This window comes from Pedobacter sp. R20-19 (assembly GCF_000708265.2).
Taxonomy (GTDB): domain Bacteria; phylum Bacteroidota; class Bacteroidia; order Sphingobacteriales; family Sphingobacteriaceae; genus Pedobacter.
In genome coordinates this window covers 284,768-310,853 of the sequence record NZ_JCKI01000002.1, presented here as the reverse complement: position 1 = coordinate 310,853, position 26,086 = coordinate 284,768, and the positions used below count along the sequence as shown (strand labels likewise).

25 protein-coding genes are annotated in these 26,086 nt (G+C 35.7%); 4 read left to right on the top strand and 21 right to left on the bottom strand.

The genetic code is table 11. From position 1 onward, the window contains the following. Positions 1–142 precede the first annotated feature (142 nt). The 3 genes from pgk to AN34_RS05120 form a co-directional block, all read right to left on the bottom strand. Positions 143–1,336: a phosphoglycerate kinase gene (gene pgk, locus AN34_RS05130; RefSeq protein ID WP_029282965.1), complete on the bottom strand. Its 1,194-nt coding sequence runs from the start codon at positions 1,334–1,336 to the stop codon at positions 143–145. A 9-nt stretch (positions 1,337–1,345) separates the two neighbouring features. Beyond that, complete coding sequence (locus AN34_RS05125; protein ID WP_029282963.1) at positions 1,346–1,777, bottom strand: GNAT family N-acetyltransferase; 432 nt, start codon at positions 1,775–1,777, stop codon at positions 1,346–1,348. Positions 1,778–2,031: 254 nt separating this feature from the next. Then, the gene (locus AN34_RS05120; protein WP_029282961.1) at positions 2,032–4,485 is read right to left on the bottom strand and encodes a glycoside hydrolase family 3 N-terminal domain-containing protein; all 2,454 of its coding nucleotides are present in this window, start codon (positions 4,483–4,485) and stop codon (positions 2,032–2,034) included. A 334-nt stretch (positions 4,486–4,819) separates the two neighbouring features. On the opposite strand from AN34_RS05120, the gene AN34_RS05115 reads away from it, so the two are divergent. Beyond that, positions 4,820–5,554: an NUDIX domain-containing protein gene (locus AN34_RS05115; protein ID WP_029282959.1), complete on the top strand. Its 735-nt coding sequence runs from the start codon at positions 4,820–4,822 to the stop codon at positions 5,552–5,554. A gap of 40 nt (positions 5,555–5,594) precedes the next feature. On the opposite strand, the gene gap is transcribed toward AN34_RS05115, so the two are convergent. From gap to AN34_RS05070, 9 genes are all read right to left on the bottom strand, one after another. Next, positions 5,595–6,593, bottom strand: a complete 999-nt coding sequence (gap, locus tag AN34_RS05110) for a type I glyceraldehyde-3-phosphate dehydrogenase (RefSeq protein ID WP_029282957.1) — start codon at positions 6,591–6,593, stop codon at positions 5,595–5,597. A gap of 69 nt (positions 6,594–6,662) precedes the next feature. Beyond that, the gene (locus AN34_RS05105) at positions 6,663–7,757 is read right to left on the bottom strand and encodes an MraY family glycosyltransferase (protein WP_029282955.1); all 1,095 of its coding nucleotides are present in this window, start codon (positions 7,755–7,757) and stop codon (positions 6,663–6,665) included. Positions 7,758–7,970: 213 nt separating this feature from the next. Continuing rightward, a complete protein-coding gene (locus tag AN34_RS05100; protein ID WP_029282953.1) occupies positions 7,971–8,714 on the bottom strand; it encodes a glycosyltransferase family 2 protein in 744 nt (247 codons plus the stop codon). Beyond that, a complete protein-coding gene (locus AN34_RS05095; RefSeq protein WP_029282951.1) occupies positions 8,711–9,058 on the bottom strand; it encodes a hypothetical protein in 348 nt (115 codons plus the stop codon). Before AN34_RS05095 ends, AN34_RS05100 begins: the two co-directional genes overlap by 4 nt. 182 nt (positions 9,059–9,240) lie before the next feature. Further along, entirely contained in the window at positions 9,241–9,645 is a 405-nt protein-coding gene (locus AN34_RS05090; RefSeq protein ID WP_029282949.1) for a hypothetical protein, read from the bottom strand. A 5-nt stretch (positions 9,646–9,650) separates the two neighbouring features. Continuing rightward, complete coding sequence (locus tag AN34_RS05085) at positions 9,651–10,064, bottom strand: hypothetical protein (RefSeq protein ID WP_029282947.1); 414 nt, start codon at positions 10,062–10,064, stop codon at positions 9,651–9,653. Between the two features lie 5 nt (positions 10,065–10,069). After that, on the bottom strand, positions 10,070–10,480 hold the full coding sequence (locus AN34_RS05080) for a hypothetical protein (RefSeq protein ID WP_157263197.1): 411 nt from the start codon (positions 10,478–10,480) through the stop codon (positions 10,070–10,072). Continuing rightward, positions 10,446–11,171 carry a hypothetical protein gene (locus AN34_RS05075; protein ID WP_029282943.1) on the bottom strand — a complete coding sequence of 242 codons (726 nt, stop codon included), beginning with the start codon at positions 11,169–11,171 and terminating at the stop codon, positions 10,446–10,448. The genes AN34_RS05080 and AN34_RS05075 overlap by 35 nt, the downstream gene beginning before the upstream one ends. A gap of 223 nt (positions 11,172–11,394) precedes the next feature. After that, entirely contained in the window at positions 11,395–12,045 is a 651-nt protein-coding gene (locus tag AN34_RS05070; protein ID WP_051666247.1) for a S24 family peptidase, read from the bottom strand. Between the two features lie 104 nt (positions 12,046–12,149). Here AN34_RS05070 and AN34_RS05065 point away from each other — a divergent pair, with 104 nt between their 5' ends. Together AN34_RS05065 and AN34_RS05060 are read left to right on the top strand one after the other, a co-directional pair. After that, positions 12,150–13,334: a hypothetical protein gene (locus AN34_RS05065; RefSeq protein ID WP_029282940.1), complete on the top strand. Its 1,185-nt coding sequence runs from the start codon at positions 12,150–12,152 to the stop codon at positions 13,332–13,334. A gap of 1 nt (position 13,335) precedes the next feature. Beyond that, entirely contained in the window at positions 13,336–14,145 is an 810-nt protein-coding gene (locus AN34_RS05060) for a HEPN domain-containing protein (RefSeq protein ID WP_029282938.1), read from the top strand. Here the strand turns inward: AN34_RS05060 and AN34_RS05055 are convergent. From AN34_RS05055 to AN34_RS05035, 5 genes are all read right to left on the bottom strand, one after another. Continuing rightward, positions 14,142–14,558: a hypothetical protein gene (locus AN34_RS05055; RefSeq protein WP_029282936.1), complete on the bottom strand. Its 417-nt coding sequence runs from the start codon at positions 14,556–14,558 to the stop codon at positions 14,142–14,144. The genes AN34_RS05060 and AN34_RS05055 overlap by 4 nt on opposite strands. A 506-nt stretch (positions 14,559–15,064) precedes the next feature. After that, a complete protein-coding gene (locus tag AN34_RS05050) occupies positions 15,065–15,571 on the bottom strand; it encodes a hypothetical protein (RefSeq protein ID WP_157263195.1) in 507 nt (168 codons plus the stop codon). Between the two features lie 725 nt (positions 15,572–16,296). Beyond that, the gene (locus tag AN34_RS05045) at positions 16,297–16,668 is read right to left on the bottom strand and encodes a hypothetical protein (RefSeq protein WP_157263193.1); all 372 of its coding nucleotides are present in this window, start codon (positions 16,666–16,668) and stop codon (positions 16,297–16,299) included. A 673-nt stretch (positions 16,669–17,341) separates the two neighbouring features. Further along, on the bottom strand, positions 17,342–17,767 hold the full coding sequence (locus tag AN34_RS05040) for a hypothetical protein (RefSeq protein WP_157263191.1): 426 nt from the start codon (positions 17,765–17,767) through the stop codon (positions 17,342–17,344). A gap of 541 nt (positions 17,768–18,308) precedes the next feature. Further along, positions 18,309–18,755: a hypothetical protein gene (locus AN34_RS05035; RefSeq protein ID WP_029282928.1), complete on the bottom strand. Its 447-nt coding sequence runs from the start codon at positions 18,753–18,755 to the stop codon at positions 18,309–18,311. A gap of 701 nt (positions 18,756–19,456) precedes the next feature. On the opposite strand from AN34_RS05035, the gene AN34_RS05030 reads away from it, so the two are divergent. Then, on the top strand, positions 19,457–20,278 hold the full coding sequence (locus AN34_RS05030) for a polysaccharide biosynthesis/export family protein (RefSeq protein ID WP_029282926.1): 822 nt from the start codon (positions 19,457–19,459) through the stop codon (positions 20,276–20,278). A 135-nt stretch (positions 20,279–20,413) separates the two neighbouring features. Here AN34_RS05030 and AN34_RS05025 read toward each other — a convergent pair whose 3' ends face one another. From AN34_RS05025 to AN34_RS05010, 4 genes are all read right to left on the bottom strand, one after another. Continuing rightward, the gene (locus AN34_RS05025) at positions 20,414–20,965 is read right to left on the bottom strand and encodes a hypothetical protein (protein WP_157263189.1); all 552 of its coding nucleotides are present in this window, start codon (positions 20,963–20,965) and stop codon (positions 20,414–20,416) included. 522 nt (positions 20,966–21,487) lie between these two features. Then, positions 21,488–22,357, bottom strand: a complete 870-nt coding sequence (locus tag AN34_RS05020; RefSeq protein WP_029282922.1) for an AraC family transcriptional regulator — start codon at positions 22,355–22,357, stop codon at positions 21,488–21,490. 216 nt (positions 22,358–22,573) lie between these two features. Then, complete coding sequence (locus AN34_RS05015) at positions 22,574–24,235, bottom strand: alpha-L-fucosidase (RefSeq protein ID WP_029282920.1); 1,662 nt, start codon at positions 24,233–24,235, stop codon at positions 22,574–22,576. 240 nt (positions 24,236–24,475) lie between these two features. Continuing rightward, a complete protein-coding gene (locus tag AN34_RS05010) occupies positions 24,476–25,987 on the bottom strand; it encodes a glycoside hydrolase family 28 protein (RefSeq protein ID WP_029282917.1) in 1,512 nt (503 codons plus the stop codon). Positions 25,988–26,086 lie beyond the last annotated feature (99 nt).

Below are 26,086 nucleotides of genomic sequence, written 5' to 3'. Positions count from 1 at the left end.
CTGTTATTCATCCGATGACAAAAAATGAAATGAGCAGGTCGCCCATAATTTTTATTTATTTGATAACCAAATTTATCAAATAGTCATCAGATGAATATAAACTATAGCCTATTATTCACCCGATGACGAATTCGAAGTAAGATTACCCGTTAATTGCTTTAACGCCAGGTAATTCTTTACCTTCCATATATTCTAATAAAGCACCGCCACCTGTTGATACGTAGCTAACTTGATCTTCCATACCGAATTTAGCAATTGCAGCAGCAGAATCACCACCTCCAATTAATGAAAAGGCACCATTCTCAGTTGTAGCAGCCACCACAGCATCGGCCACCGCTTTTGTACCTACTTGAAAATTTTCCATTTCAAAAACACCCATCGGACCATTCCACAATAAGGTTTTAGAGTTTTTAATCACATCCTGAAATAATGCAACTGATTTTGGACCAATATCTAATCCCATCCAATCAGCAGGAATCTGACCTGAATCTACATCTTTTTTATTTGCATCATTCGCAAACTTATCAGCAATTACCGTATCTACTGGCAAAATTAAATTTACGCCTTTAGCTTTAGCTTTCTCGATCAACTCTAATGAAAGTTCTTGCTTATCAGCTTCCAAAAGCGAAGTACCAATTTCACCGCCTTGTGCTTTCGCAAAAGTATAAGCCATACCACCACCGATGATCAGGTTATCTACTTTATCCAATAATTTTTCAATCAATAAGATTTTATCTGAAACCTTCGCACCACCCATAATTGCCGTAAACGGACGTTCTGCATGGTTTAAGATTTTTTCTGCATTTTCTACCTCTGAAGCCATTAAATAACCGAAGTATTTTGCATCAGGGAAAAACTGTGCAATAATGGAAGTAGAAGCATGCGCACGATGGGCTGTACCAAATGCATCGTTCACATAAACATTACCCAGTTTAGATAATTTCTCAGCAAAAGCTACATCGCCTTTTTCTTCTTCTTTGTAAAAGCGGAGATTCTCTAATAATAACACTTCTCCTGGGAAAAGATTTTTTGCCTGGTTAACAGCATCTTCACCTATACAATCTGCAGCAAATTTTACTTCCAGATCAAGCATGCGGGATAAATCGCCCAGAATATGTTTTAAAGAATATTTATCAGTAGGGCCATCTTTTGGTCTGCCCAGGTGAGACATTAACACAACAGAACCGCCATCATTTAATATTTTAGTAATGGTTGGCAATGCCGCACGCATCCTTTTATCATCGGTAATTTTAAATTCATCATCTAAAGGCACATTAAAATCTACCCGGATAAGCGCTTTTTTATCTTTAAAATTTAACTGATCGATTGTTTTCATGTTTATATATTATTTTAGTTTTAGTCTCATTTCATAATGAATGCCAATACCGGGAATATCAAATTCAGGCGATTCATTAATAAACCCTATTTTTTTATAGAAGGGTGCAGCAACAGACCTTGCATTGCACCAAAGGTAATTTGTTTTGTATTCCTTTAGATATTCGATTGCGAAATTGATTAACGCTGCACCGTAGCCCCGGCCACCATAATCCGGGTGCGTAGCCATTCCGCGAAGCTGGTAACCTTCTCCATCCTCAGGAAAAAAATCATTCCGCATAAAAGTAGCTACAGAAACGATTTGATCATCTTTTACATAACCGAGATGAAAAGTATCATAGGCTTTATCTCCATCAAAAACACATTCATCCAATGGCTTACCATTTCTTAACATCAGGCTTCTAAGCGGGAGAACTTCTTCAGGAAGAATGAATTTAACCATATATTACTTTTTCAAAAGTTTTGTATCTACTAACAAGACAGATACAACGATATTTTTAAGCGCCTTCGCAAAGTTAGCAAAGCATTTGAAACCTGATTAAAATTGATTAAGAATTTTGTTAACGATTATGATAACCTGCAAATTACCGTGCGGACGAAAATCTCAGGAACATAGCCCGAAGAGCAGACAATGTATATTCTTGAAAAAAGGGAGCTATAAAAACCTATGAGAAGGCTCTTATAGCTCCCTTGAAATTATTTACTTTTAAGCTCATTAACCGGAGTGGTTAAGGCAAAAGCTTTGTGTACTTTTTCTACTTCCAATTCTTTAGCTAAAGAAAATTCGGCAGATTGTTTAATCGCTAATGATGAGGCACCAATTGAAACTTTATAGGTTCCTGCTTCGGCCATCCATGCACTTTTGCTTTCCATAAACGAAGCCAGGTCTTTTGGAGATAATGTAAGCTGAACCGTTTCTGACTGACCTGGTTTTAACAGTTTCGTTTTGGCAAATGCTTTTAATTCTTCCACTGGTTTATCGATTTTTTGATGTGGTGCTGAAAGATAGAGTTGTACAATTTCTTTTCCTGCAACCTTACCAGTGTTCTTAACCGTAACTGATGCCGTCAACTTTCCATTAAAAGTTTTGCTACTCAATTTTAGATCGGAATATTCGAAGGTGGTATAAGATAACCCGTAACCAAACTCAAAGGATGGTTTCACTTTGAAGGTATTAAAATAGCGATAGCCAACATAAATACCTTCTGCATAGGTTACATTTTCTGGATTAGAGACTGGTGTACCTAACCAGTTTTTAGCTGATGGTGTATCTTCATACTTCATTGGGAAAGTCATGGTTAATTTTCCTGAAGGGGTAACTTTACCACTAAAAATATCAGCTACAGAATTTCCACCTTCCTGGCCAGGCTGCCAGGAGAGTAAAATGGCATCAACTTTATCTTTCCAGCTAGCGGTTTCAATCACGCCACCAATATTTAGAATTACCACTACTTTTTTATCTTTTGCATGAAAAGCTTCGGTAACGTTGTTAATTAAGTTTATTTCATCAGCAGCAAGGTTGAAATCATTATCTACCGTTCTATCACCACCCTCACCAGAATTTCTACCAATGGTTATCACTGCCAATTCAGTTGATGCTGCTTTTTTTGCAATCAGTTCCTTGCTCAAATCCAGCTCGGGTAATCTTTCTGGTAATGCCAGGATTCCACGTTTTTTACGGCTTTCCAGTTCTGCTGCCTTTTCTTTTACTGCAAATGGAGTATACATGGCTTTAAGTTCGGCATCCAATTGATAACCTCCTTTTTCCAATCCTTCAATCAATGAAATAGTGTAAGCTTCATTTACATCACCACTTCCGGTTCCGCCGGCAATGAAATCATATGAGGTTACACCAAAAGCTGAAATGGCCTTTTCTTTAGCCTGATACGGCAATAAATTATGCTGATTTTTAAGCAAAATCATTCCTTCAGCAGCTGCATTACGTGTGATTTCAGCATTGGCCTTTAAGTTTGGCTTATCAGTATATTTATATTTTGCCATGGTTGGCGATTTAAAAACCAGTTCTAAAATTCTTTTAATGTTCGTATCCACTACTGCTTTAGAAAGTTTACCATTTTTCATGTTTTCTAAAATGGCTTTTTTCTGGGCAGGGAGTCCGGGCATTAGTAAATCGTTCCCTGCATTAAGCTGGGCTACAACATTACTGGTTCCTCCCTGTATTGAGGCGAATCCGGCATAACCACCAAACCAATCGGTCATTACAATGCCTTTAAAGCCCCATTCATTGCGTAGGATATCAGTTAGCAGATCTTTTCTTGCTGAAGTATAAGTTCCATTAATTAGGTTATACGATGACATCACCGTCCATGGATTGGATTCTTTAACAGCAATCTCAAAGCCTTTTAAGTACAGCTCACGCATAGTTCTTTCGGTAATATGTTCATTAATAGAAAGGCGATTGGTTTCTTGATTATTGGCTGCAAAATGCTTTATAGAAGTACCTACACCGTTTGATTGGATCCCATTCACCATAGCCGCAGCTATATTACCAGATAACAGTGGATCTTCAGAATAGTATTCGAAATTACGTCCATTAAGAGGATTTCTATGAATATTTAAAGCTGGGGCAAGAAGCACATCAACCCCATATTCTTTCACTTCATTGCCCATGGCTTTACCAACGCTCTGGATTAATTCTGGGTTCCAGGTTGAAGCAAGCGCAGTTCCAACCGGAAAAGCTGTACAGTAATAGGTATTTTTATTGTTATCGCGGATGGGTTTGATGCGCAATCCGGCAGGACCATCAGCCACGATAATTTCCGGAATTCCTAAGCGTTTAATGGCATAAGTGCCGCCTGCAGCTCCTGGAACTCGACCTTCTATAGCGCCAACAACAGGTGTTAAACCGTCAAAACCTGGCATTCCGGTGCCCATTAATATAGATGCCTTTTCTTCATCGGTCATTTTGCTGATCAAATCATCAATGCGCTCACTAATGGGTAAACGGTAATCTTCATATTTATCCAATCTGCCGTTTCGGTTTAAATCTTCGAAAGTAAAACCGTTAATGGTAATTTTAAGAGATTTTTCAGTGTGTTTAGCGGGTATATTTTTCCATGAGATATTTGAAAACACCAATGCAGCCATCAGCGATAGCTTTAAGGCTTGATTTACGTTATACTTTTTCATAATTTATTTATTTGGTTATCAATTAATTTAATTTTTTTTTAAACATTTAGCCAATCTTCAAATGAGTTAATCCAACCAATAACAGGCAAATTTTGCCGCTCCATCCCAAAACCATAACTACCTTTTCATATATGCGCAATTCTAGGATAATTGCCTTTAAACCATTATAGTATCACTGGAAACTTATTTAGGTACAAAAATTAAAAGGGTAAGGTATTGGTTAGCACAAATCCGCACATCTTTCATTGCTTCATTACGAAGCAATATTAATATGTTTAATTTAGAAAAACAAATTATTAGTTTTAGAAGTCATTAAATCAATTAAAAACCATTTATGATTATTCAGGACATTAAAGATGCAAGCGCAGCGTTATGGCGTAACTCAATCCCTCATATTTCGATAGATAGTGTTGTATTTGGCTTTTTAAACAACCAGTTAAATGTATTATTGCTAAAAATAAAAGATGAAGAAAACTGGATTTTGCCTGGTGGATATTTACAAAAAAATGAAGGAATTGATGATGCTGCTAAAAGAATTTTATATGAAAGAAGTGGCGCTGACAAGATATTTCTGAATAATTTTGGCGTATTTGGCGACCTTAACCGCTCTGAAGAATACTTTAAAGATTACCCGGATGACTTATGGCATAAACAGCGTTTTATAACCATTGGATATTATGCATTGGTAGATCAAACCAAGGTAAATCCGATACCAGATAGTTTTACTGAATGTTGCGCATGGATGCCTGTTCAACCAATTCCAAATATGGTAATGGACCATGAAATTATCATAAAAAGAGCATTAACTACCTTGAGGGAACACATTAGTCATAAACCAATTGGCTATAATTTGTTGCCAGAGTCATTTACTTTACCTGAGTTACAGACCCTGTACGAAGCAATTTTGGGAGAAAAGCTAAACCGTGGAAACTTTTATCGCAAAATGATGCGTTATGATATTCTTATAAAATTAGATGAGCAACGGAGAGGTGGTGCCTACAGAGCGCCTGATTTGTATAAATTCGATGAGGCTAAATATAAAAAAGCATTAGGTAGCCTAAACTGGTAGTAAAAATATCCAGTTTGATATCTACATACCATCGTGTATTTTAGTTATACTGATTTGCCTGATCAATCTTTTTAATCACATCTACAAGGCGAGAGCTGTAACCAAATTCATTATCATACCAGCCAACCACTTTAACCATATCGCCTACTATAGAAGTTAAAAGGGAATCAAAAATACAGGAATGGGGATTATTAATAATATCTACAGATACAATCGGGTCTTCAGTATATTCAATTACACCTATTAGTTCATTTTCTGCAGCAGCTTTAAATGCAGCATTAATTTCGGCAATGGTCGTTTTCTTTTTTAATAAACAGGTAAAATCGGTTAATGAACCATTTAAAACCGGAACCCTTATTCCAGCTCCACCTAAACAGCCATCCAATTCTGGAAAAATGTGGGTGATGGCTTTCGCTGCACCTGTAGTAGTAGGGATGATTGAAGAAGATGCTGCCCTTGCCCGGCGGAGATCTTTGTGATTGGAATCATGGAGGTTTTGATCACCAGTCATGGAGTGAATAGTAGTGATATAACCTTCTTCTACACCCCAATGATCGTTTAATATTTTGATCATGGGCGCAATATTGTTAGTGGTACAACTGGCATTAGACAGGATTTTGCTTGTTAAATCAATTTGGCTCTCATTAACGCCTAATACCACCATTGGAATATCATCTGCAGCTGGTGCTGAAATTAATACTTGTTTTGCGCCTGCTGTAATGTGTTTGCCGGCAGTTTCCATGGTTAGGTTTTTCCCCGTACAATCAACCACCAAATCTACTCTTAAGGCAGACCATGGAAGCTCATCTGCTGCTTTAATGGAAAAAACAGGAATGGTAATTTTGCCAATGACCAAAGCATCAGGTTTGGCGGCTACTTCTCCCTTAAAAACACCATGTACAGAATCGTATTTAAAAAGATGGGCCATGGCTTTGGCATCTGCCAGATCATTAATAGCAACTACCTCAAAGCCCTCTAGCAATGCCAAACGTAAAAAAGTTCTGCCTATTCTCCCGAAACCATTAATTGCCAGCCTCATGTTATTAAAATTTTAGAGCGCAAAATTAATGTTTATTTCCAGATTACCACTTGCTCGTAAATTCTGCCTTCATTTATTTACGCTTAGCAAACGAGACTGTTTGGTAAGCTGCCTTGAAATCAGCAAATTGAATATCATACAGATTCCGATTAAAAGAATGATTAATAAAAAACTGCCCATATGCTGTAAAATAATGGTACTAAACATGGCAATACAATTTAAAATTACCGTTAATATTACAATTTTATCGGGTCTAAAACCTAAATCCTCAAGCCTGTGGTGGATGTGGTTACGGTCACCAAGAAATGGTGATTTTTTCTTTAAAATGCGAACGGTAAAAATGCGAAGAGAATCGAAGATTGGAACAATTAAAATGGAAACCGCAATGGCTGGTGCAGAATAAAAGGCGGGTTTATTGGCTCCAGTAAATTTATTCAATTCTATAAATTTAATTGCCAGTGCAGCTGTGGTTAAGCCAATAATTAATGCGCCTGTATCACCCATAAATATTTTAGCCGGAAACCAGTTATATTTTAAAAAGCCAGCAATGGCACCAGCAAGAGCAAAGGCAATAAAGGCATAAGGCAGTTGATGCATGATAGCAAAGCACACACCAAAAGTTAAACTGGCCAGAATGCCGATGGTTCCAGCTAAACCATCAATACCATCAATTAGGTTAAAGGCATTATTTAAAAAGATTATTAAAATAATAGAAAATATGCCTCCACCCACGTAATTAATTTCATTTATACCCAACACCCCATACAAACTGGTAAGCCTGAAATCTCCAAAAAAAACAAGTATAGAGGCAACAATTAATTGCAGTAAAAATTTGGTACTGGTGTTGGTGCCATAAACATCATCTTTTAAACCTAAACCTGCCAAAATGATGCAGGAAACAATTAAAAAATTAGCTTCTTTAAAACTAATGAATGCTGAAAATAATAATGTACAAATGGTAAAACTCGAAACGATTGATAAACCGCCAAGCCTTGATATATTTTCTGCATGACTTTTACGATGCAAATCGCTAACATCAAAAAGCTTGTATTTTAAAGAAGCATGAATAATGGATGGAATACTAAATATCACCAGTATTAGCGACAATAAAAATATTGCACCATAGAATAATTCTGGAGTAGTTGTTAAAAAGTTTGTAAACAAAATGGGGAACTGTTTTAACAAAGATAACAATCATTGTAGCTTTTATTTGTTCTTTTTATTCTTTAAATTGATAATTGTAATAGTATTTTTTCATAAAGCCTTATTATTATTTTCATATTAAGGCCCTGTTAAATCCTTTGCTATTAAAAAACCTAAAACACGCGTGAACAAAAACGAATAATAAAAGGAGTTGAGGCAAATTCTGGCTAAAAACTACCAGTATTGTATAATTTTAGATAGCTTTTTCATGATTAAAACCTTAAGTGGGTTTGGAACTCGATTTTTTTTCAAAGCTTTGTAATCATTTTCAAAAGCACCAATCAGGCTGGATATGTTTTTATTACTTAGCCCCCCCATCCTCATATTAACCATAAGTATAGGTAGGTAAACTGCCTTTAGGTGGTGTACAAAAAAATATCTTAAAATGAGGTCATAATCAGCTGCAGTTCCTATATCAAGTGCATAATTACCATACTGCTTAAATAAATCCTTTTTGATGTAGAGTGTAGGATGAGCAGGCATCCAGCCCTTTGCTATATCACGTATGCCAGCCTGTTTAGATTTCCAGGCCCTTATGATTTGATTATTTAATGGCCTGATGTAGTTCAGATCTCCATAAATGGCCTCAATTTCAGCCTGTTTTGCAAAAGCTTTTGCTACCTGTGCAATCACATTTCGATCGGCGAGCATATCATCAGCATTTAAAATTCCCACTACATCTCCTGATGCCAGTTGAATACCTTTATTAATGGCATCATACAAACCACGATCGGGCTCAGAAACAAAATGTTTTATGGAATACCGGTAACCCTCAATAATTTTAAGGGTGCCATCAGTAGAAGCGCCATCCACAACAATATATTCAATATCCTGATAAGATTGATTGATGATTGATTCGATACATTCTTTAAGATAAGCTTCTCCGTTATAAACTACGGTAATAATGGATATTTTCATTGTTGCGTGGCGAAAGCTTTTTTACGTATGGTTAAAAAAGACATTCCAGCTGTAAATATAAATAATAGCGGGATAAAATCATCAAGAGAGCATTCTTGATAATAGGTTCCTTTTGTACCTGCTTTGCCATGCCCTATACAACCAGCCGATGGTTGTAATGGATCTAAATTCCACTTGCAACCTTCAGCAGGATAAATCTCGCCAGGTGTATTGGAATATATTCCTCCAGGTGGGTTGCTTTGATAAGTAAGCAACTCTGGGTAGCCGGGAACCAGACAACCATATTCTGCAAAAACAAAAAACGGGATGAGATAGAGAGGGATGATTAAGCACAACTTTTTCATAAGCTAATGGATTAATCATACCCGAATGTAAAAAAAATATTTTAATACTTAAGTATTAAGCATACATAAAAAAATCAGTTATTAGTATTTATAAATCAGTTTACAATTACATGATTCTTTAGATAACGAATCATACTTAATATATGCCGAAAATTTATATTTGAAACCATGGTAATTAGTGGCTAGGCATAGGGATATTTCTTGCAGCATCTTTTTATATAACGAATAACATTATTTATTTCACAATCAGTTAAGGTATCCATTCTCGCAGTTTTAAATGATCCAGTTTTACTATACCATCCTTTGTGTTTTTTTGTAAAGGTATAATTGATCAGTTTTAAGCTATCCATCTTAGCTAATTCTTCAAATGTTGATATTTCATTTAATCTATTACCTGCCAAAATATGGCAATTGTAACACCCCAGATTAGATACGATTTGTTGAACATCATAAGCATAGTACCTGCAGGTATCGATTAGCTTTTTTTTAATCAAAGTATTCTCTTTTGATTTGGGTTTATTTAGACAAGCGGCAGTAAATAAAAACAAAATACTACCTAAACTTAGCTTTATTATATTTGAAACCATAACAATTAGTGGCTAGACATGGGCGGAGTATCCCTATTGTAATCTTTAATATATCGAATGGCACTTCTAATTTCACAATCACTTAAAGTATCCATTCTTGACTTTTTAAAAGTTCCGCTTTTATCATACCAACCTTTATGCTTTTTAGTAAATGCATATGTTATAAGTTTTAAACTGTCAATTATAGATATTTCGCTAAATGTTGGTATTTCAAATAATCGCTCATTGGTTCGAACATGACAGTTATAACAGCCAAGATTAGAAACAATTTGTTGAGCATCATAAGCATAATATCTGCAGTCTTTAAGTATCTTTTTATTACTTACAATATTATCTTTGGATTTCGGTTTATTTACACATGCCACAATGAATAAAAATAAAAAACTACCGAAACTTAGTTTTATTATATTTAAAACCATAACTATTATTGGCTGGGTAATGAAATATCTCTACCATAATCTCTTATGTAACGAATTGCACTTTTTATTTCGCAATCACTTAGTGTATCCATTCTGGATGTCTTGAATGCTCCTTTAATACTGTAATTACCATTATGTTTCTTAGTAAAAACAAAATTTAAAAGTTTTAAACTATCCATAGCTGCAAGCTCATCAAAAGACGGTATATTATTTAATCTTTCACCTCTTCTGATATGGCAATTATAACAACTGAGGTTAGAAACTATTTGCCCGGCATCATATGCATAATACCTGCAAGAATCTGGCAGGCTATTTTTTTTTGGTGCTTTTATTTTTATTTTGTTCTCATTTATGCAGGCGACAAACATAAAAAGTAGAATGCTACCTAAACTTAGCCTTGTTGTATTTGAAACCATTCGTTGTATCTTTTAAAAATCTTCTTAATAAATCTAATGTGTTAAAATTTAGGTTTGTGTATGAATAAGTGCCTTTTGTCATGTCGCTAATATTTCGCATAAGAAAACTCATCATATCTCCTCTTTCATTGTCAGATATATTATAACTTGTGTTATCTCCTAGATGGTACATTAACCGGTCCTTTTTACTAAGATCTTCAATGTCTCCCAAACCTAGTGTATGAAAAAACTCGTGTACACCTATATATTTATTCTTTCTCCATTCATTGTAACTCACAACTGCTGGTCCTCCATCTCTCTGGGCAAGTCCCCCTGAATTGTGCTTTTTCCCATATTGATCGGTAAACTGATGACCAATACTATCTACTACGGCCAATACAAAATCGTTCCCCTTTAACTGACTCAGCATATTAATCTGTATAACATTAACACCACAATTAAAATTGTAGCGGATGGAATAGGTATGATTTTTTCGAAAATTAAATGACTTGGTTGAAGAATTATATTCAAAATAAATTACTCCACTCTTATACCCACCGCCCCTTAACTTAGAGGTAATCACTTGCTGGGTAAAAGTCATCAGGCTATTTAAATTGGGTGCACCATTAGTAGTGAGATCTAACACTTTTAAGGTGATGGTGAAATCGCCATATAGCGTTAATTCGCCACTGCCGTTATCACTAATATGCAAATTTTTGGCAACAATACCACTAGATAAAGGCTGGTTTTACAACGAAGAAATATTTGTTTTAAGCAAATCTATTAGATCAGCAGGCATAACAACTAAATTTATTAAGATAAATATAGTGAAATCGCAATTCAATAACAATATTTAATATACCTTAATATTCCCAATATGTTTTAAAATTAAAATTGTTATATCTGTCTTAGTAAGAGAATGATATTGAAAGGAATTAAATTAAATTTCTTGTTATTTTTCCTTTGATAATATACAATGATGTAATATTGCTTTTATTGATAATGGTGTCACCCCTGAAATTTGGATTGGATGAACGAAGAATAAGTTTGTCGGGATCAGCATGCTGATAAATCATCTTAATGCTTCGTAAGTAGTTTGCTTTTTCATCTGTCATCACAACATAAGCTTCACCCCATTGTAATACATCAAAATTAGTTACTTCCCGAATAGCAATGATTTCACCAGATGCATATTTGGGATACATACTATCGCCATAAACCGGAAGATAAGCTGTGCAATCATTAAAGGGTTTATAATTTACAAAGTATTCGGCTTGTTCTTCCATTAATATAAATGTATCTGAATCCGATAAACTAATATCAAAGTACGGAACACCTTCTTTCGCTTCGGATATAACCGGCCCGCTTTTCATTAGAGGTTCTCCAACGCCAGTTTCCAGCCACTCAATATTAACATTCAATCTGTATGCTAAACGATCTTTAATGAATGCAGAAATACTGTTTCCTCTACCACGCACAATATCAGACATAGAACCATCCTTAATGTTAAGTGCAACGGCAAAATCTCTTTGGGTTCTAAAGTTTAATATATCCATTAATGATTTAAAACGATCTAATTCAGTCATGAGAAAAATGTTAATAAGTTGTACGAAATAAATTTAGCATTGCTTAATTATAGTATTATTTTTGTTATGCAACACGCAAGGTAAATAAAATTAAAATTAAGCTCATGAAAAGTATTGAAACCAATTTGCAATTGCATCCCTCCTTTTTATTTTATGAAAAATTTTTTGAACTTAAAAGTATGCCAACCCACCTTTTCTTTATGGATGAGTGGCTGGAACTCATGTTGACAGAGCAGCCCGATGATCCTAAATATGCACCGTCTGACCTGCTATTTTTTTATAAGCTCCTCGTAGAATTTTATGAAGTTTCATTTGCATTAAATGAAGAAACATCAACCGCTAAAAATTTAATAATTGAGCACACCAGCATAGCAGAAGAGATGCTCAGCTATACCAGTTACCTCTATTGTGATCAAACCCGGCATTTAACTGATGACGAATTAATGCAACCACTTAAAGTCTTTAATTTTCTTGATGAACAGCAATTGGTTACATCTAAAAGTTTGCTTTATGACTGGCTCAGCCATTCATTAGAGCAAGGCATCACAGATGGTTTTGATACCTCCATTTATTCGCTCTATCGCAACACCAAACGGTTAATTGAAGCCAGCTGGCTGATCTATGAACGATTATTGAGGGCATTAGAGCGGCAATGCATAGTGATAAAAATTGGTCACTTTCAGGATACCTGCCCAACCTTACTCAGAAATGAATATCTAAAAAATCCTTACTATCAAATTATTCAGTTTTTCAGAGAAGAAAGCCTGGGCAGTTATCGCGATCAGCTCAAAGCATGGTTTAAAGCGGTTATAGGAAATAACCTAACTATGGCACCACCAGATTTTATATACCTACATGACCAGCTGACCCGGCTTCTGGAAGCTTGTTACCTTATCTCAGCCTATCAAATTCCGACCTCAACGCCTACTGCAGCTTCAGCACAACCCCATCTTTTTTCCAGTTGGCTTGCCCTGCAGAACCTCATCCATACATCGCCGGAAAAGGACGATCCTTACGAGATTTTAACTTTGCAGGAAGATGAAAAGGAGAGCCCCCTTGATGTTTTCCAACCATTACTTACTCTTGAAAACATTTCTAACATCAGAGAAGACTTAAAAGAATGGAGTTATTGTGGTTCAAGAGCTGGCCATATTGCCCCAGCTACAGGCGGTGCCTTTGATTTATATGAAATACTGATCAAAATCATGGAACTTGCTTTATTACTGGTTGCGGTTGACGAAGACAAGTTATACTTACATTTTCACAATGAAACATTTATAAACCGATAAGATGAACTTCAACCCCTTGGAAACGAACAGAATCCTTGCTGCTCTTCCTCAAAAGCAGATTAAGCATCTGCTGGAACTGATCACTAATCTGATTCCGCTGGCCTATATTTTTCAGCGCAGGGACAATACCAGGCTCATCACCTTGATTATGGTTTTAGACCGCTTTCAATACCAGGCCAGTGATGTCACAAGAAATATGCTGGAGTTTATTGCCCTGGGCAAGATTAATATAGAAATCAGGTATTTTTCTTATGGAACCATGCATGATATGTTAGCGCGTGGCAATTTATTTTATTCCAGCTATTGTCGTCGCGAACATTGTATATATCAATCTGCACCGCAATACGAATTGATTGAAACGCCTGCATGTAAATTATCTGAAATGCGGGCACATTCTGCCATGGTGATTCATCATGGACTGGAAAAGGCCAAAAGTTTTCAGGAAGGTGCGTTAGTATATTTTAAGGAAGGCAAATTTCAACTGTCAGCTTTTATGCTTCATCAGGTATGTGAACAGACATTTAGTCTGATTATCAAACTATATGAAGAAAGAGCACCTAAAAGTCATCAATTAATTTTACTTCAAAAAGTTGCTGGGTTTTATCTGCCAGCAATTAAGAATATTTTCGACATTAAAAAGAATAAAGAATTAAAATGGCTTGAATTGCTTCAGCAAGCTTACACTGGTGCACGCTATGATGATAATTACAAAATAGCTCCTGAACATTTGGCTTATTTGCAAGATAAGATTAGCACCTTGCTTAATAAACTAGTTGATGTTTTAAGTTTGCAGATGGATGTAAGAGATTAGTATAACCTATCTATAATTTTACGCCTCCGGATGAAAAACAAGCCTAATGTACCTGCAGCTGCAGCAAATGGAAGGGTTAAATCATCCAAATCGCACTGAACAGGTGGATCCAAACGAGTGTACGTTACCGTACTACCTATAGAAAGTAGATTTCCGTTTGCCACACATGCTGTTAGCGTTAATGGACCAGTTACAGGTGTAACGTTAACCGCCCTGGGGCAAGCATTCGTAAGGGTACTAAAGCTTGGATTATCAAAATTTCTAACGCTAACCGAAACAACAATTGTAACATTTACATACCCATTTAAATTTGTAAATACATTAGTTCCAATCAAGCAACCTGTTGATTGGGCAAAAAGACCCGAGGTGAAGGTAGATAATAGCAAAATTAAAAAAGCGAATTTCTGGAGCATTAACTTGATTTTTAACCAAAACTACTGCAGAGATGAATGGAATAATCCATTCACTTTATTCAACATCAACCACTTACGAATAAAACACTGAACAACTATGAACAGTAATTAAGATTTAGAATTAACTTGCGAAGTTTTAAAGGCCGGAAGCGTGGCAGAACTTCGCCAGTTTAATAGCCGATTTGAAAAATATGGAGACTGACAAAGTTTCCCATCACACTGCCCAACTAAACTTCGTAAGTCGGGTTTTAGAAACTTGCGAAGTTTTAAAGGCAAGAAGCGTGGCAGAACTTCGCCAGTTTAATAGCCGATTTGAAAAATATGGAGACTGACGAAGTTTTCTTTCACACCACCCAACTAAACTTCGTAAGTCGGGTTTTAGAAACTTGCGAAGTTTTAAAGGCAAGCAGCGTGGCAGAACTTCGCCAGTTTAATAGCTGATTTGAAAAACATGGAGACTTACGAAGTTTCCCATCACACTGCCCTTTGAAACTTCGTAAGTCGGATTAAATAAAAATGCTATTTTTAATAATAAATGGTAAAGAGATCATTACGCTCATTAACACCAAAAATGGCAAATAATCATCTAAAGGCAGGTTATTAGGTCGTGCAGAAGTGCAATTATTTGGGTCTTTATATGTATAGCCAACAATTGTTCCTTCGCCATCCGGTGTAGCATAACGTGATGATGCAACCACACACTCATGCTGGCGAGATGATGGATTTCTCCTGATATCATGACTAGCCGGAACAGTTCTATTTGCGCCATATGGCTGTATGGATGGATCCCAAACTTGAAACGCATCGTAATCATTTATCGCATCACAATCGTACCCCTTTCCATTTCCTTTATTGATCGGAACTGCAGATGATGTGCTATATACTTCGACAACATCATTTGAATTACCATAATACGTTGCAGAACCCAAATATTGAATAGCTATACGCCCGCCAAAATCACAGCCGTTTCCACTAATCTGAGCATCAGATTTTTTAGTATTTAGTGATAGCATTATAATCAATAATCCAATTGATTTATGCTTTGAACTAACCCATTTATAAATATGATTTGTTAGTTGATAAAATGGGTTTCCAATTGATACTGATTGTTGCGAGATGTTAAGAGCTGAGAACTTCAAAATGAATAAAATTTGTATTAATTACCCTACAAAAGTATTCAAAACAGTTATATGAACAAAATGAACAACCCTCCTAATCAGCTTAAAATTGAATAATTTAAAATTTTGGCATAATACTTTTTTCCAAAAAAACCAACTCCTATTTCTTCTAAAACGATTTTTTAAAATTTTTAAGTCCTGAAAAACAATATTAGAATTATTGATCTATATCAATAACATAATTTTTACAAAAAAATTTAGATGCGAATTTTATTCATCTTGTTCACTGATAAAATATCATCGTAATCTTGTTAAATTATACCACAAATAATGATTAAATAGCCAAATAAAACCTGGTTAAAACATTATTATTTTTAGTTATATAGCATGTATAGGTGTAGGCATGCGTAAGAAAATCAGGTTGCAATTTTGATAGCGAATAATACTTATATCATCCAGAAAGGTAATAGTTAAGAAAGAGAATTTATAGCAAGATAAGATGAGGATTTCATCACACAATTTAAAAGAATTTACCGAATAGGAGGTTGCTTAAGAGCAATCTATAATTGATCATATCTTGCACATATGATCTAATAATAACTCAGAAACGCTGCGAAAGATTAAGCCAAATGATATTTCCGAAGTGCAGTAAAGGCAAATCCGCCAATGGCTATAAGCATTAACCAAATGTAATCATCCAAAGGGCAGTTTTCTCTTTCATAATCATAAAGATTTCCTGATGTATAAGTAAAGCCAGCTGAGTTAGATGTTCTGATATAACAGGTATTGGCTCCCCTATTATTACCAAAAGATTTCACCCTCGGACAGGTAGTACTATTGGCTAAAGCAAGTGACCCAGTATAAGTAGGCCTTATATCTGATGAATTAGCGGGACCTGCATTACCAACTGAAGTTACCGCAAAAGTTGTTGTAGAGGAAACATAACACCCAGAACCTGATTGCGCAAATAATTTGCAACTAAAAACTATCAAACTAATAATAGACAAATAAAAAAAACGGAACAGCATAAAAAAATTGAAAGTAGATACTAAAACGATTTAAATACTTCAAAAGTAAATAAAAACATTTTTAATACCATGAAAATCTAAAAAATCATACACTTTTTATGAGTTTTGTCAATAATTATACTATGGTATAATATACTACAAAATTAACTAATTTATTATTATTATTTGACATTTTACAGTTACATTTTTAATATATATTTTCAAACATTTACGAAATAATAAGAGTAGAACCTTCGAGTTTTATAAAAAGGTTTTAGATATGTAGCTTATAAAGGAAGGTATACATAGTTCTATAAAAGGACTTATGGCACAACTATATAGGTGACAAATCAAATTCATTACATAAAGAGATTTGAATTCATATTTAATCAGTATCAGATGTGCGTAACTACTCAACAGTATTAATTCGAATTAGATTAATAATATGCCATAAAATATGATTTGAACAGGCTATTTATATTATAATTAACCTGCTGTTTAAGCATCCTATACCGAATAGTTGAATGGAGATTTAACTTTTCTCCTTTAGAGGTGTTTTTAATGAAATGAACATTTAAAATCAATTAATTCTTATCCAATTCGGATTATCAAATTAAAATAACCGGGCTAGCTTTTAAGAGAGCTACATCTTCATTCGTTAATTAAATACCATTCGTTTTCTGGAGAAATAGAATGCAGCAGGAAGTATGGCTAGCAAAATATAAGGAATATAATCATCAATAGGGCAATGATATACGATGGTAAACTCTATTGCGGTACCTCTATAATAAGCATTTGAACCACCAAGATACGTACGACAATCGATAGTACTACTTCTTAGTGTAATTTCAGAGCTTTTTATATAACTAAGGTTTTGATTGGCAGTCGTACTACAGTCAACAGTACTAGTAACTAATTGATATTTATCCCTTGTATAGTATTCTTTACCATCTTGCGGAGCGGACTGATTAATGACGTAAAAGATGTAAGGTGGGTATCTACATCCCGGCGTAGCAAAAGTAACCTGACTAAACACTAAAAAGAAAAATGTAAAAACTAATGACCTAAGCGAAAGCTTTTTCATTTTGTTAAATGGTAACATAAAGAACCTAATAAATCGAATCTTTGTGCAACCTGCCGGATCTGCAGTTTACAAAAAAAATCCTGTGTAAAATTTAAAAAACAATAAATTAAAACTTACTTATTCAGTTCAATTGAGACCAGACTAATGCATGATATACATTTGTCTATTTGAACTCAGAAATCTCCTTATTGATAATAAGAATAAAGATTTCACTACAATAAGTATTTATTAGGGATGATTACAAAAAGTGGTACTGTTGTTACACCTTTTGTAAAATATGTTCGCAAAAAATGAAAGTTAATTGGAGGAGTTAATACGTGCGCTTTCCTAATTAAAATTCACTTTACAAATGAAAGCATATTAAGGCTGATATATCATACAAATACTTAATATGTTGACAAATATCAAGTGCTTTATACTAGATATAGTATAATTTATATAAAACAGGCATAAAATTGTTAAACATCAGATTTGCAACGTCTTTATAAATTAGTAAAATAAAAATGATAACCGATTTAATTCTGATTTGCCCCAGCTTTATCTACTTAACTTTAATTAAAAACTGCTTTCTGAAGGAGTAGTATACTAAGGGCAATATAGCAATCATGAGGTAAATAATCAGGTTATCGATAGGGCATTGATATGTTCGAGGAAAGGTAACGGCTGAACCAATAGTATAAGTATTTGCATAATTCACATAACATCTCCCACCTTTTGCAGTTCTATTTGTAACAGTACTACTCAGTACATAAGTAGCGCTTTGATTGCCGACAGAATTACAGCTGGTATTTGATGAAAATTGAATCCAAGACTCATTAGTATAATACTCATATTTATTGTTTGGCGGATTGGTAGCCCGATTGTAATAAACTCTTCCCTGGTATCGGCAACCATTCGCTGCATGTACATTTTGACTAAATAAGGCACATACACATAAGCTGATTAGCATACTATACACATGCTTTTTTGTTTTGTTAAGTAATAACATTCCACATTGTTAAACTGATTAATTGCGTTATCTGTGGGATGAACAGTCACAAAAAAATCCTAAGAAAAAAATAATTTGGATTACTTATTGGATTCAATCCGGATGATATACCAAAGCATGATATATAATCCATTGAAACATTGAATCAAGTTTTCTGTAGAGGAAACCGATTACGTAACTACAATAAGTATTTATTAGGGATGATTACAAAAGGGGGCAATCACTGTTATACCGCCTTAAGCAAAATATGGTCGCAAAAAATGAAAGTTAAGTTGCCGTACACTGCGTCTGCATGTTTAATATCAACTATCCTTTAACAACTGAATATTATTCAGAAATTTAAATTGAGAAATTAAAAAACGAATAAACGATAGTAATTTACCTTATCAAAATTTTACAATACAAATAAACGAAATTAAGGCTTACTTATCATACAAACAACCTACATATTGATAAATGTCAAGTGGTTTATATTTGCAATTTAAACAAGGCCATACTTGTTGCTATTAATAACACTAAAAGAATTAAATCTCAGTTTTTCAAGGACTTTATAAAATCATGTGCCTAAAAATTTCATTAAGTAAAGAATTCTGTCATGTAAAAATCTGTAACCATCAGTTAGCATTGCATGTTGCACTAAAAAAATATTAAATTGTATTTTTGTGCTACATTTAGACTTTTGAAACATATTAGCCATTGTTATGCCATATCTAAAATCACGCTTCAACTTTCTGTTCCTTAGTATAATAATTGTATCTCTTGCCAGCTGTGGCGTTCGTAAAGAACGCACCTTATTTAATGCCCCATCAGATATTGTAACTGACACGATTAAGCAGGTTTATGTGGTAAATGATCAGGGCATTAGCGATGCCTACTATAAAATAAAGGTGAATGATCAGTTGGCCATTCGAAATGTTCAAAATTTTGAATTTGGTGCAACAACTGGCAGTTCTGCAAATACCGGTGCCAATAATAACCAAAATGCGCAAGGTGGTATACAAAATGTGCTTTCTTATCCTGTAGATTTAGACGGTAAAGTGAATTTACCCGCCATTGGTAAGATTGAAGTTGCCGGATTAAGCCGACGAGAAGCAGCCATTAAAATCCAGGATATTTATAAAACTAAACTATTAAAAGAACCCATTATAGAACTTAGCGTAGTCAATCTTAAAGTAACGTTACTGGGTGAATTTGGCAAGCAAGGAAATTTCTTGCTAGAACGTGATAATACCACCTTGATTGATATTATTGGTGAAGCTGGCGGAATCAGCAAATCAGCAGACCCGAAAACCTTAAAAATTATCCGTGGTGACCGTGCAAATCCGGAATTAATTTATGTGAACCTAAACGACATCAATAGTTTAGCCAGTAAAAAACTAATCCTTCAGAATCATGACATTATCGTATTACAACCTACAAAAAGTGCTGCAACCAGCGATAAATTACAAAGTTTAAATAATATTTTACAACCATTATTAGTCGTAGTAAACTTAGCCGTGCTTATTTTTACTGTAACCAGATAACAGCATTTAGCCACTCTATCTTCATAAATTCCCGATATTAACCTTAACAGGAAAAAGGCATTGATAAGTGGATAGAAACTAAAAAAAGAGGCTTAGAATTAAACTCCAAAGCCTCTCCTATTACAAAAATCCGATTTAGTTTCTGCCTCTATTCCTGTTGGGATTATTATTATTTCCCCTTGGACTTTCATTTCTTACATCCACATTCCTTTTATTATTGCCTTTACCCAATTGTGCAGGTTTTGATTTTGAAGGCCTCTTAGCCTGTTCATTATTTCTATCCCCGTTATTTACCCCTCGGTTATCATGGCTATTTCTGATTATCGGCTGCTGTGATTTATAGTTTTTGTATTTACTATACTGGCCTACATGGCTAGAATGTGAAAGATAAGGTTTGGGTTTATTCATCACTACTTTGTACCCGCTATACAGATCATAATTACTGTATCTTGAAGGTAAATTGTTTCTCCAAACCCATGCACCATTTTCCTGGTAAATATATTGTTTGGCTGGCACATTATAATAGGCATCAATATCTGGTAGATAATAATAATCTACATGGTTATATCCCGAAGGGCCCCATTCTGGTTGCTGACCAATATTGATACTTATACTAGTTTGAGCTTTTACACTCATGCTGTTTATAGAAGCTACTCCCAATAAAACCGCAAATATTATTCTTTTCATTTTCCTTATGTTTACCTAAACCTAGCCAAATGAAGTACCAGAATATTCACTTTTTAAAGAATTGATGCCCATGCTGAAGATGTGCCGATCAACTGCTGCATTACGTCGACCAAAACATGTTGCTTATCTTTTGTGATGAATCACTTCCTACACCGTTATTGTTTAGATTTTAATGCATTTAGGCAGATATTCTATTAGAAGGTAGCACGAAACTGATATAAAATAAGCTATGAGTAATATTTGATGCCACTTTGCCTCCTCGTCATCGCAAGACGGCTTTTTCAAGCAAACAAAGCAATCAATTATAGCGAATCAGATTGCTTCACGCCATCATTAAACCCTATCCTTCGGTTCGCAATGATGAATTCTCTGTTGCCGCTTTGCCTCTTCGTCCTTGCGAGGAGGCTTTTTCAAGCCAACGAAGCAATCTATTGTAGCGAATCAGATTGCTTCACGCCATCACTAAGCCCCACCCTTCGGTTCGGCAATGACAGATTGCTAAAGGATAAATAAATAATAATTTTAGTAACCAGGGTTTTGGTTCCGGTACTCTTTCGGACTCAGTCCGGTGATTTTTCTAAATATCCTTGAGAAGTATTGCTGGTTTTCAAAGCCTGTTAATTTAGCAATTTCTCCATATTGCATATTGGTAGTAATAATCAAATATTGAGCCCTTTCAATACGCTTTTCCAGAATAAAATTAACAGGGCTTTTGCCAGCATATCGATGAAAGATCCGTGAGAAATAATCAGTATTTAAATTTGCATCGGATGCCAGTTGACTTACCTTGAGTGGCTTTGCAATATTAATCTGTATGTAACTGATTGCCGCCAGAACTGCAGAAGGTATGGCCTCCTGATTGGAGATACCAAATCTTTCTGACTTCATAAACCTCGATAGCAGTTGCAAAATGATGCCCTGGGTTTCAAATTGAGTAGAAGCTGTTTGAAGTTCATTCAATTTGGTATACTCCTTATAATAAACATCTTTTTCGTATACTTTTGGGTTATCGGACCGGTTAATTCCTCTTCCTGGATTAACCTCAAGCAACCTTTTAAAATTACTGACATCAATAACAGATGCTGGTACTCTTAAAATCTCCCTGCAATGGCCAAATAAAGAAATTCCATTTGGCGACTCTTCAAAAAACTGCACAAAATATTGCGATAAATAACCATCACAATGCAAATCACAAAGGGTAAAACTGGGAATAAGATACAGATGGCCTGCGGTGAGCGTAGTTCGTCCGGCTGGACTATTGATATAACCTGCTCCATCTTCAATGTAATAAAGCCTGTAGTAAGGACTAATTACATTGATAAAATTCCAGCTGTTTCCTAATCTTACGGCATCAGCATTTAAAAGATGAAAATGGTTTTTTATAAATTTCATGAGTACGACTGCATTCTAAATCTTCCTTTCCATCTTACAGGAGGTTATTTAGTGCGCAATGAATATATCAAATGCAGTGCATGCTTCAAAACATTCTGATCATTATTTATAGATCATTCAAAATATTACTGCTGACCATCAATACAAAAAAAGGTCGGAAAAAATTCCGACCATTATTAATAAGGAGTAAATTAAGATATGTAGCCCGTTTACCAATTAACTAATTTTTATTGGAACGGCGAAGGATGGCAGTTTGCTGTTTTCAGGAAAGATTACCTTCAAGCCTTCTGCTGTACGTGAAAACTGCAAGGGTGCACCTGTTGCAACTAACTCCACCTTATTAATTTTCTGTTTATAATGTGTGCTGTTATCTGCCAGGCTTTTAATCAATACTGAGCCTTGCTTCGGCACAGACAATACAGTTGCAAACAAAACATCTCCTTTTGTGGCAAACCTAATATCTTCTACACTAAATGGCTTACCCTTACCTTCATTAAAACCTTGTGCAGTGAGTGCTGCTGCAGCTTCTTGTGCCGGACCTTCACCAAAAATCTTCCAGGGGCGGGTTTTGTAAATACTTTCACCATTCTCCCGCATCCATTGGCCAATCTCTTCTACAATTTTAGTTTCCAGTTCATCCATGGTTCCGTCACCCCTTAATGGTATGTTTAACATCAGGTTTCCATTTTTACTGACCACATCGATAAGTGTATGTATAACAGACTGTGGAGTCTTGTACCTGTTCTGATTATAAACTTCCCGGTTATAATGCCAATCTCCTATACAAGTATCAGTTTGCCATGGAAGCGGCTCAATGGCATTGCTTTGCCCCCGCTCAATATCCCATACCATAGCCTTACGCTGTTCCACATCCAGAATTTTACCTGTAATTACTGCCTGAAGGCTTCCTTTGTCCTTTATACTTTTATTATAGAAATGAGATGCGATCTTTAGTCCGGCATCACTAATTGGCCATAACGGAAGTTGAGAATCATCAAAATAAACCATGTCTGGCCCATATTTATCAATGAGTTCGATTGTACGTTTATAAAATTTTTCGATATATTTTTGATCGGGTATGCTCACACCATTGCCCCAATTCCATTGGCGATGTATGGCACCATCATCCAGGCTATCTTTCCCTAAAGCATGGTTCTGGGCATAAAGTTCCTGAGGATCAAGCCCCTCCCACCATTGGCCTTTACCCTGAGCTTTTGTAAGCTTTCCATCATATGGAACACCTGCCAGCGGCCCCGTTTTATCCGAACGTTGCGCTGTTTCCAGCCAGCTCCAGGTATGTGCCGCATGTACGCTTACGCCAAAGTGTAACCCTCTTTTGCGGGCTGCATCAGACCAGCCTTTAACAATATCTTTTTTGGGGCCAACTTTGGTAGAATTCCAGTTTTTCTGGTAAGTACTGTCATATAAATCCAGATTATCATGATGGTTAGCCAACGCCATAAAATATTTTGCGCCTGTGCGGTGATAAAGATCTACAATGGCCTGTGGATCCCATTTTTCTGCTTTCCAGGTATTAATCACATCCTTAAAACCAAATTTTGAGGGATGACCATATTTTTTAAGGTGAAACTTGTATTGACCGGAACCTTCCATATACATATGCCTGGCGTACCAGTCGCCTGCCTCTGGCTGGCACTGAGGCCCCCAATGTGCCCACATCCCAAATTTTGCATCGCGAAACCACTCGGGTGTCTGATAGTTTTTTAAGGATTCCCAAGTGGGTTGAAAGGAACCCTCTGGCAAACCAGTATTGGGGCTACCTATAATATGTTGGAGTAATGATGCATTGGCAGCCTGTGTAAGATAAAGTCCGGGGATACCTGCCGCAATGTACCTAAGTAATGTTCGTCTCTTCATAATATATTTGGCAAAAAAGATTAGAAACAAATATACATGCCTCCCTACTTACAATTCTTGTATCAGTGCGACAAATTATTGTACTGATCCGACTTTTCACTAAATAGCCTAACCATAAATTTGCTAATTTTTGCTAGAAATCAGAGAATAGATTTCGAGATAGCAAAAGCACAAACGACTCTTGACAACCTACTGATGGACCAGAATAAATCTGCCGTAACTAAGGCACGGCAGAAAATTTTATTTTTTAATTACTGTTGCTTCTGCAGCTTTAGGAATCTTTAACCCGGAGGTAGATAATTGATTTGTATTTCTATAAACAATTACCGGAAGTACGGCATCTTCTGGAATACTCAGGTCATTCAGTTTTAATCCAGAAACATCATCAAAAATCATAGCCGGACGGAAATCAGCAGCTTTTAGGCTTATTTTAACATTAATCAGTTTAATATCTTTTGCATGTCTTACGTATAATCCCCAGGATGGTAATTCGCCAAACATGGTAAATTCCGGATAACCTGCAGCATTTTCTGTTACTGTAGATAACGAATCAATACTGTGGTAGGCCTTTGATTTGGTAGCTCCACCGCCATAAGAGATTTCGATATCTTTTAAGGTAACGTTTTCTACCAAATGACCTGGTAGCCCTGTAATGGAGGCGGGTACCAGATTATGTGCAGCTACTTTTGGTGCAGGCCCTTCAAGGGGATAACCAATATCTGGCTTACCTGCCGGAACCTCTACCTTCACATCCTCAATCCATACATTTTTAATGGAGCTATATCTTTCATCCTGATTTCTATGACCAAGCCTGATGAATACGGCGTTTCCGGTATTCTTTCCACGCACATTCGTAACCTTAATATTTTCTAAAAAGCCTCCATCAACAGCTTCAATCGCAACTGCAGAACGGTAAGTATCAAAAACAGTAAGATTTTTAGCGGTAATATTCCTGAAGCCACCGAGAGAAGCGGTACCAATTTTAAATCCGTTTGCACTAGATCGCATGATGCAGTTTTCAATCCACACATCTTCACAAAAACCATCCTTAATTTCCGATTTCAGACAGATAGCATCATCAGCAGCATTAAAATAACTGTTGGTAATGCGTACCTTTTTAGAGTCTACAATATCAATGGCATCATTGTTCCAATAGGCGGTGCTCAATACGGTCATACTATCGATTACGACATTGTTGCACTCTTTATAATTCTGTACCCAGCTAGCGGCATCCTTCAGTGTAATTCCTATTACGCGAACACCCTGGCACCCTTTAAAGAATATAAGATTAGGCCTGTTTTCTTCACGGGGGCGTTTGGCCAGGTATTGCGTATCCTGCAATTCTCCTTTTCTAAGCAGCTCGAACATGTTAAACATCAATTCATGTGCCTGGCCATTTATAATACCTTTACCTGTAATGGCGATATTTTTTTGCCCATAGGCAGAGATAACCGCCATTCTTTCTGGCGTGTAGTCTTTACGCATGGTGCTCCCTAACAAAACAGCCCCTTTTACCAAATGGAGTTCTACGTTATTTTTTAAAGTTAACGGGCCAGTAACAAAATTCCCTTCTGGAATGGTAACTTTTCCTCCGCCCATAGTAGAAGCCTCGTCTATCGCTTTTTGAATAAATATGGCATTATTATCCATTCCGACTTTTGCACCATATTGAATAATATTAAAATTCTTTTGTGCGTGAACAGCTGTTGCCGACCATAAAAGTGCAATAAGGAGTAGTGTGTTCTTTATCATATAGGGATTGTGTTAATGCCTGCCATCTTTTGTTGAGGCGAATTTGTTATCGAGAGATGAAAAATTGTGATATAAGCGCCACCATTTAGTGGCGCTTTG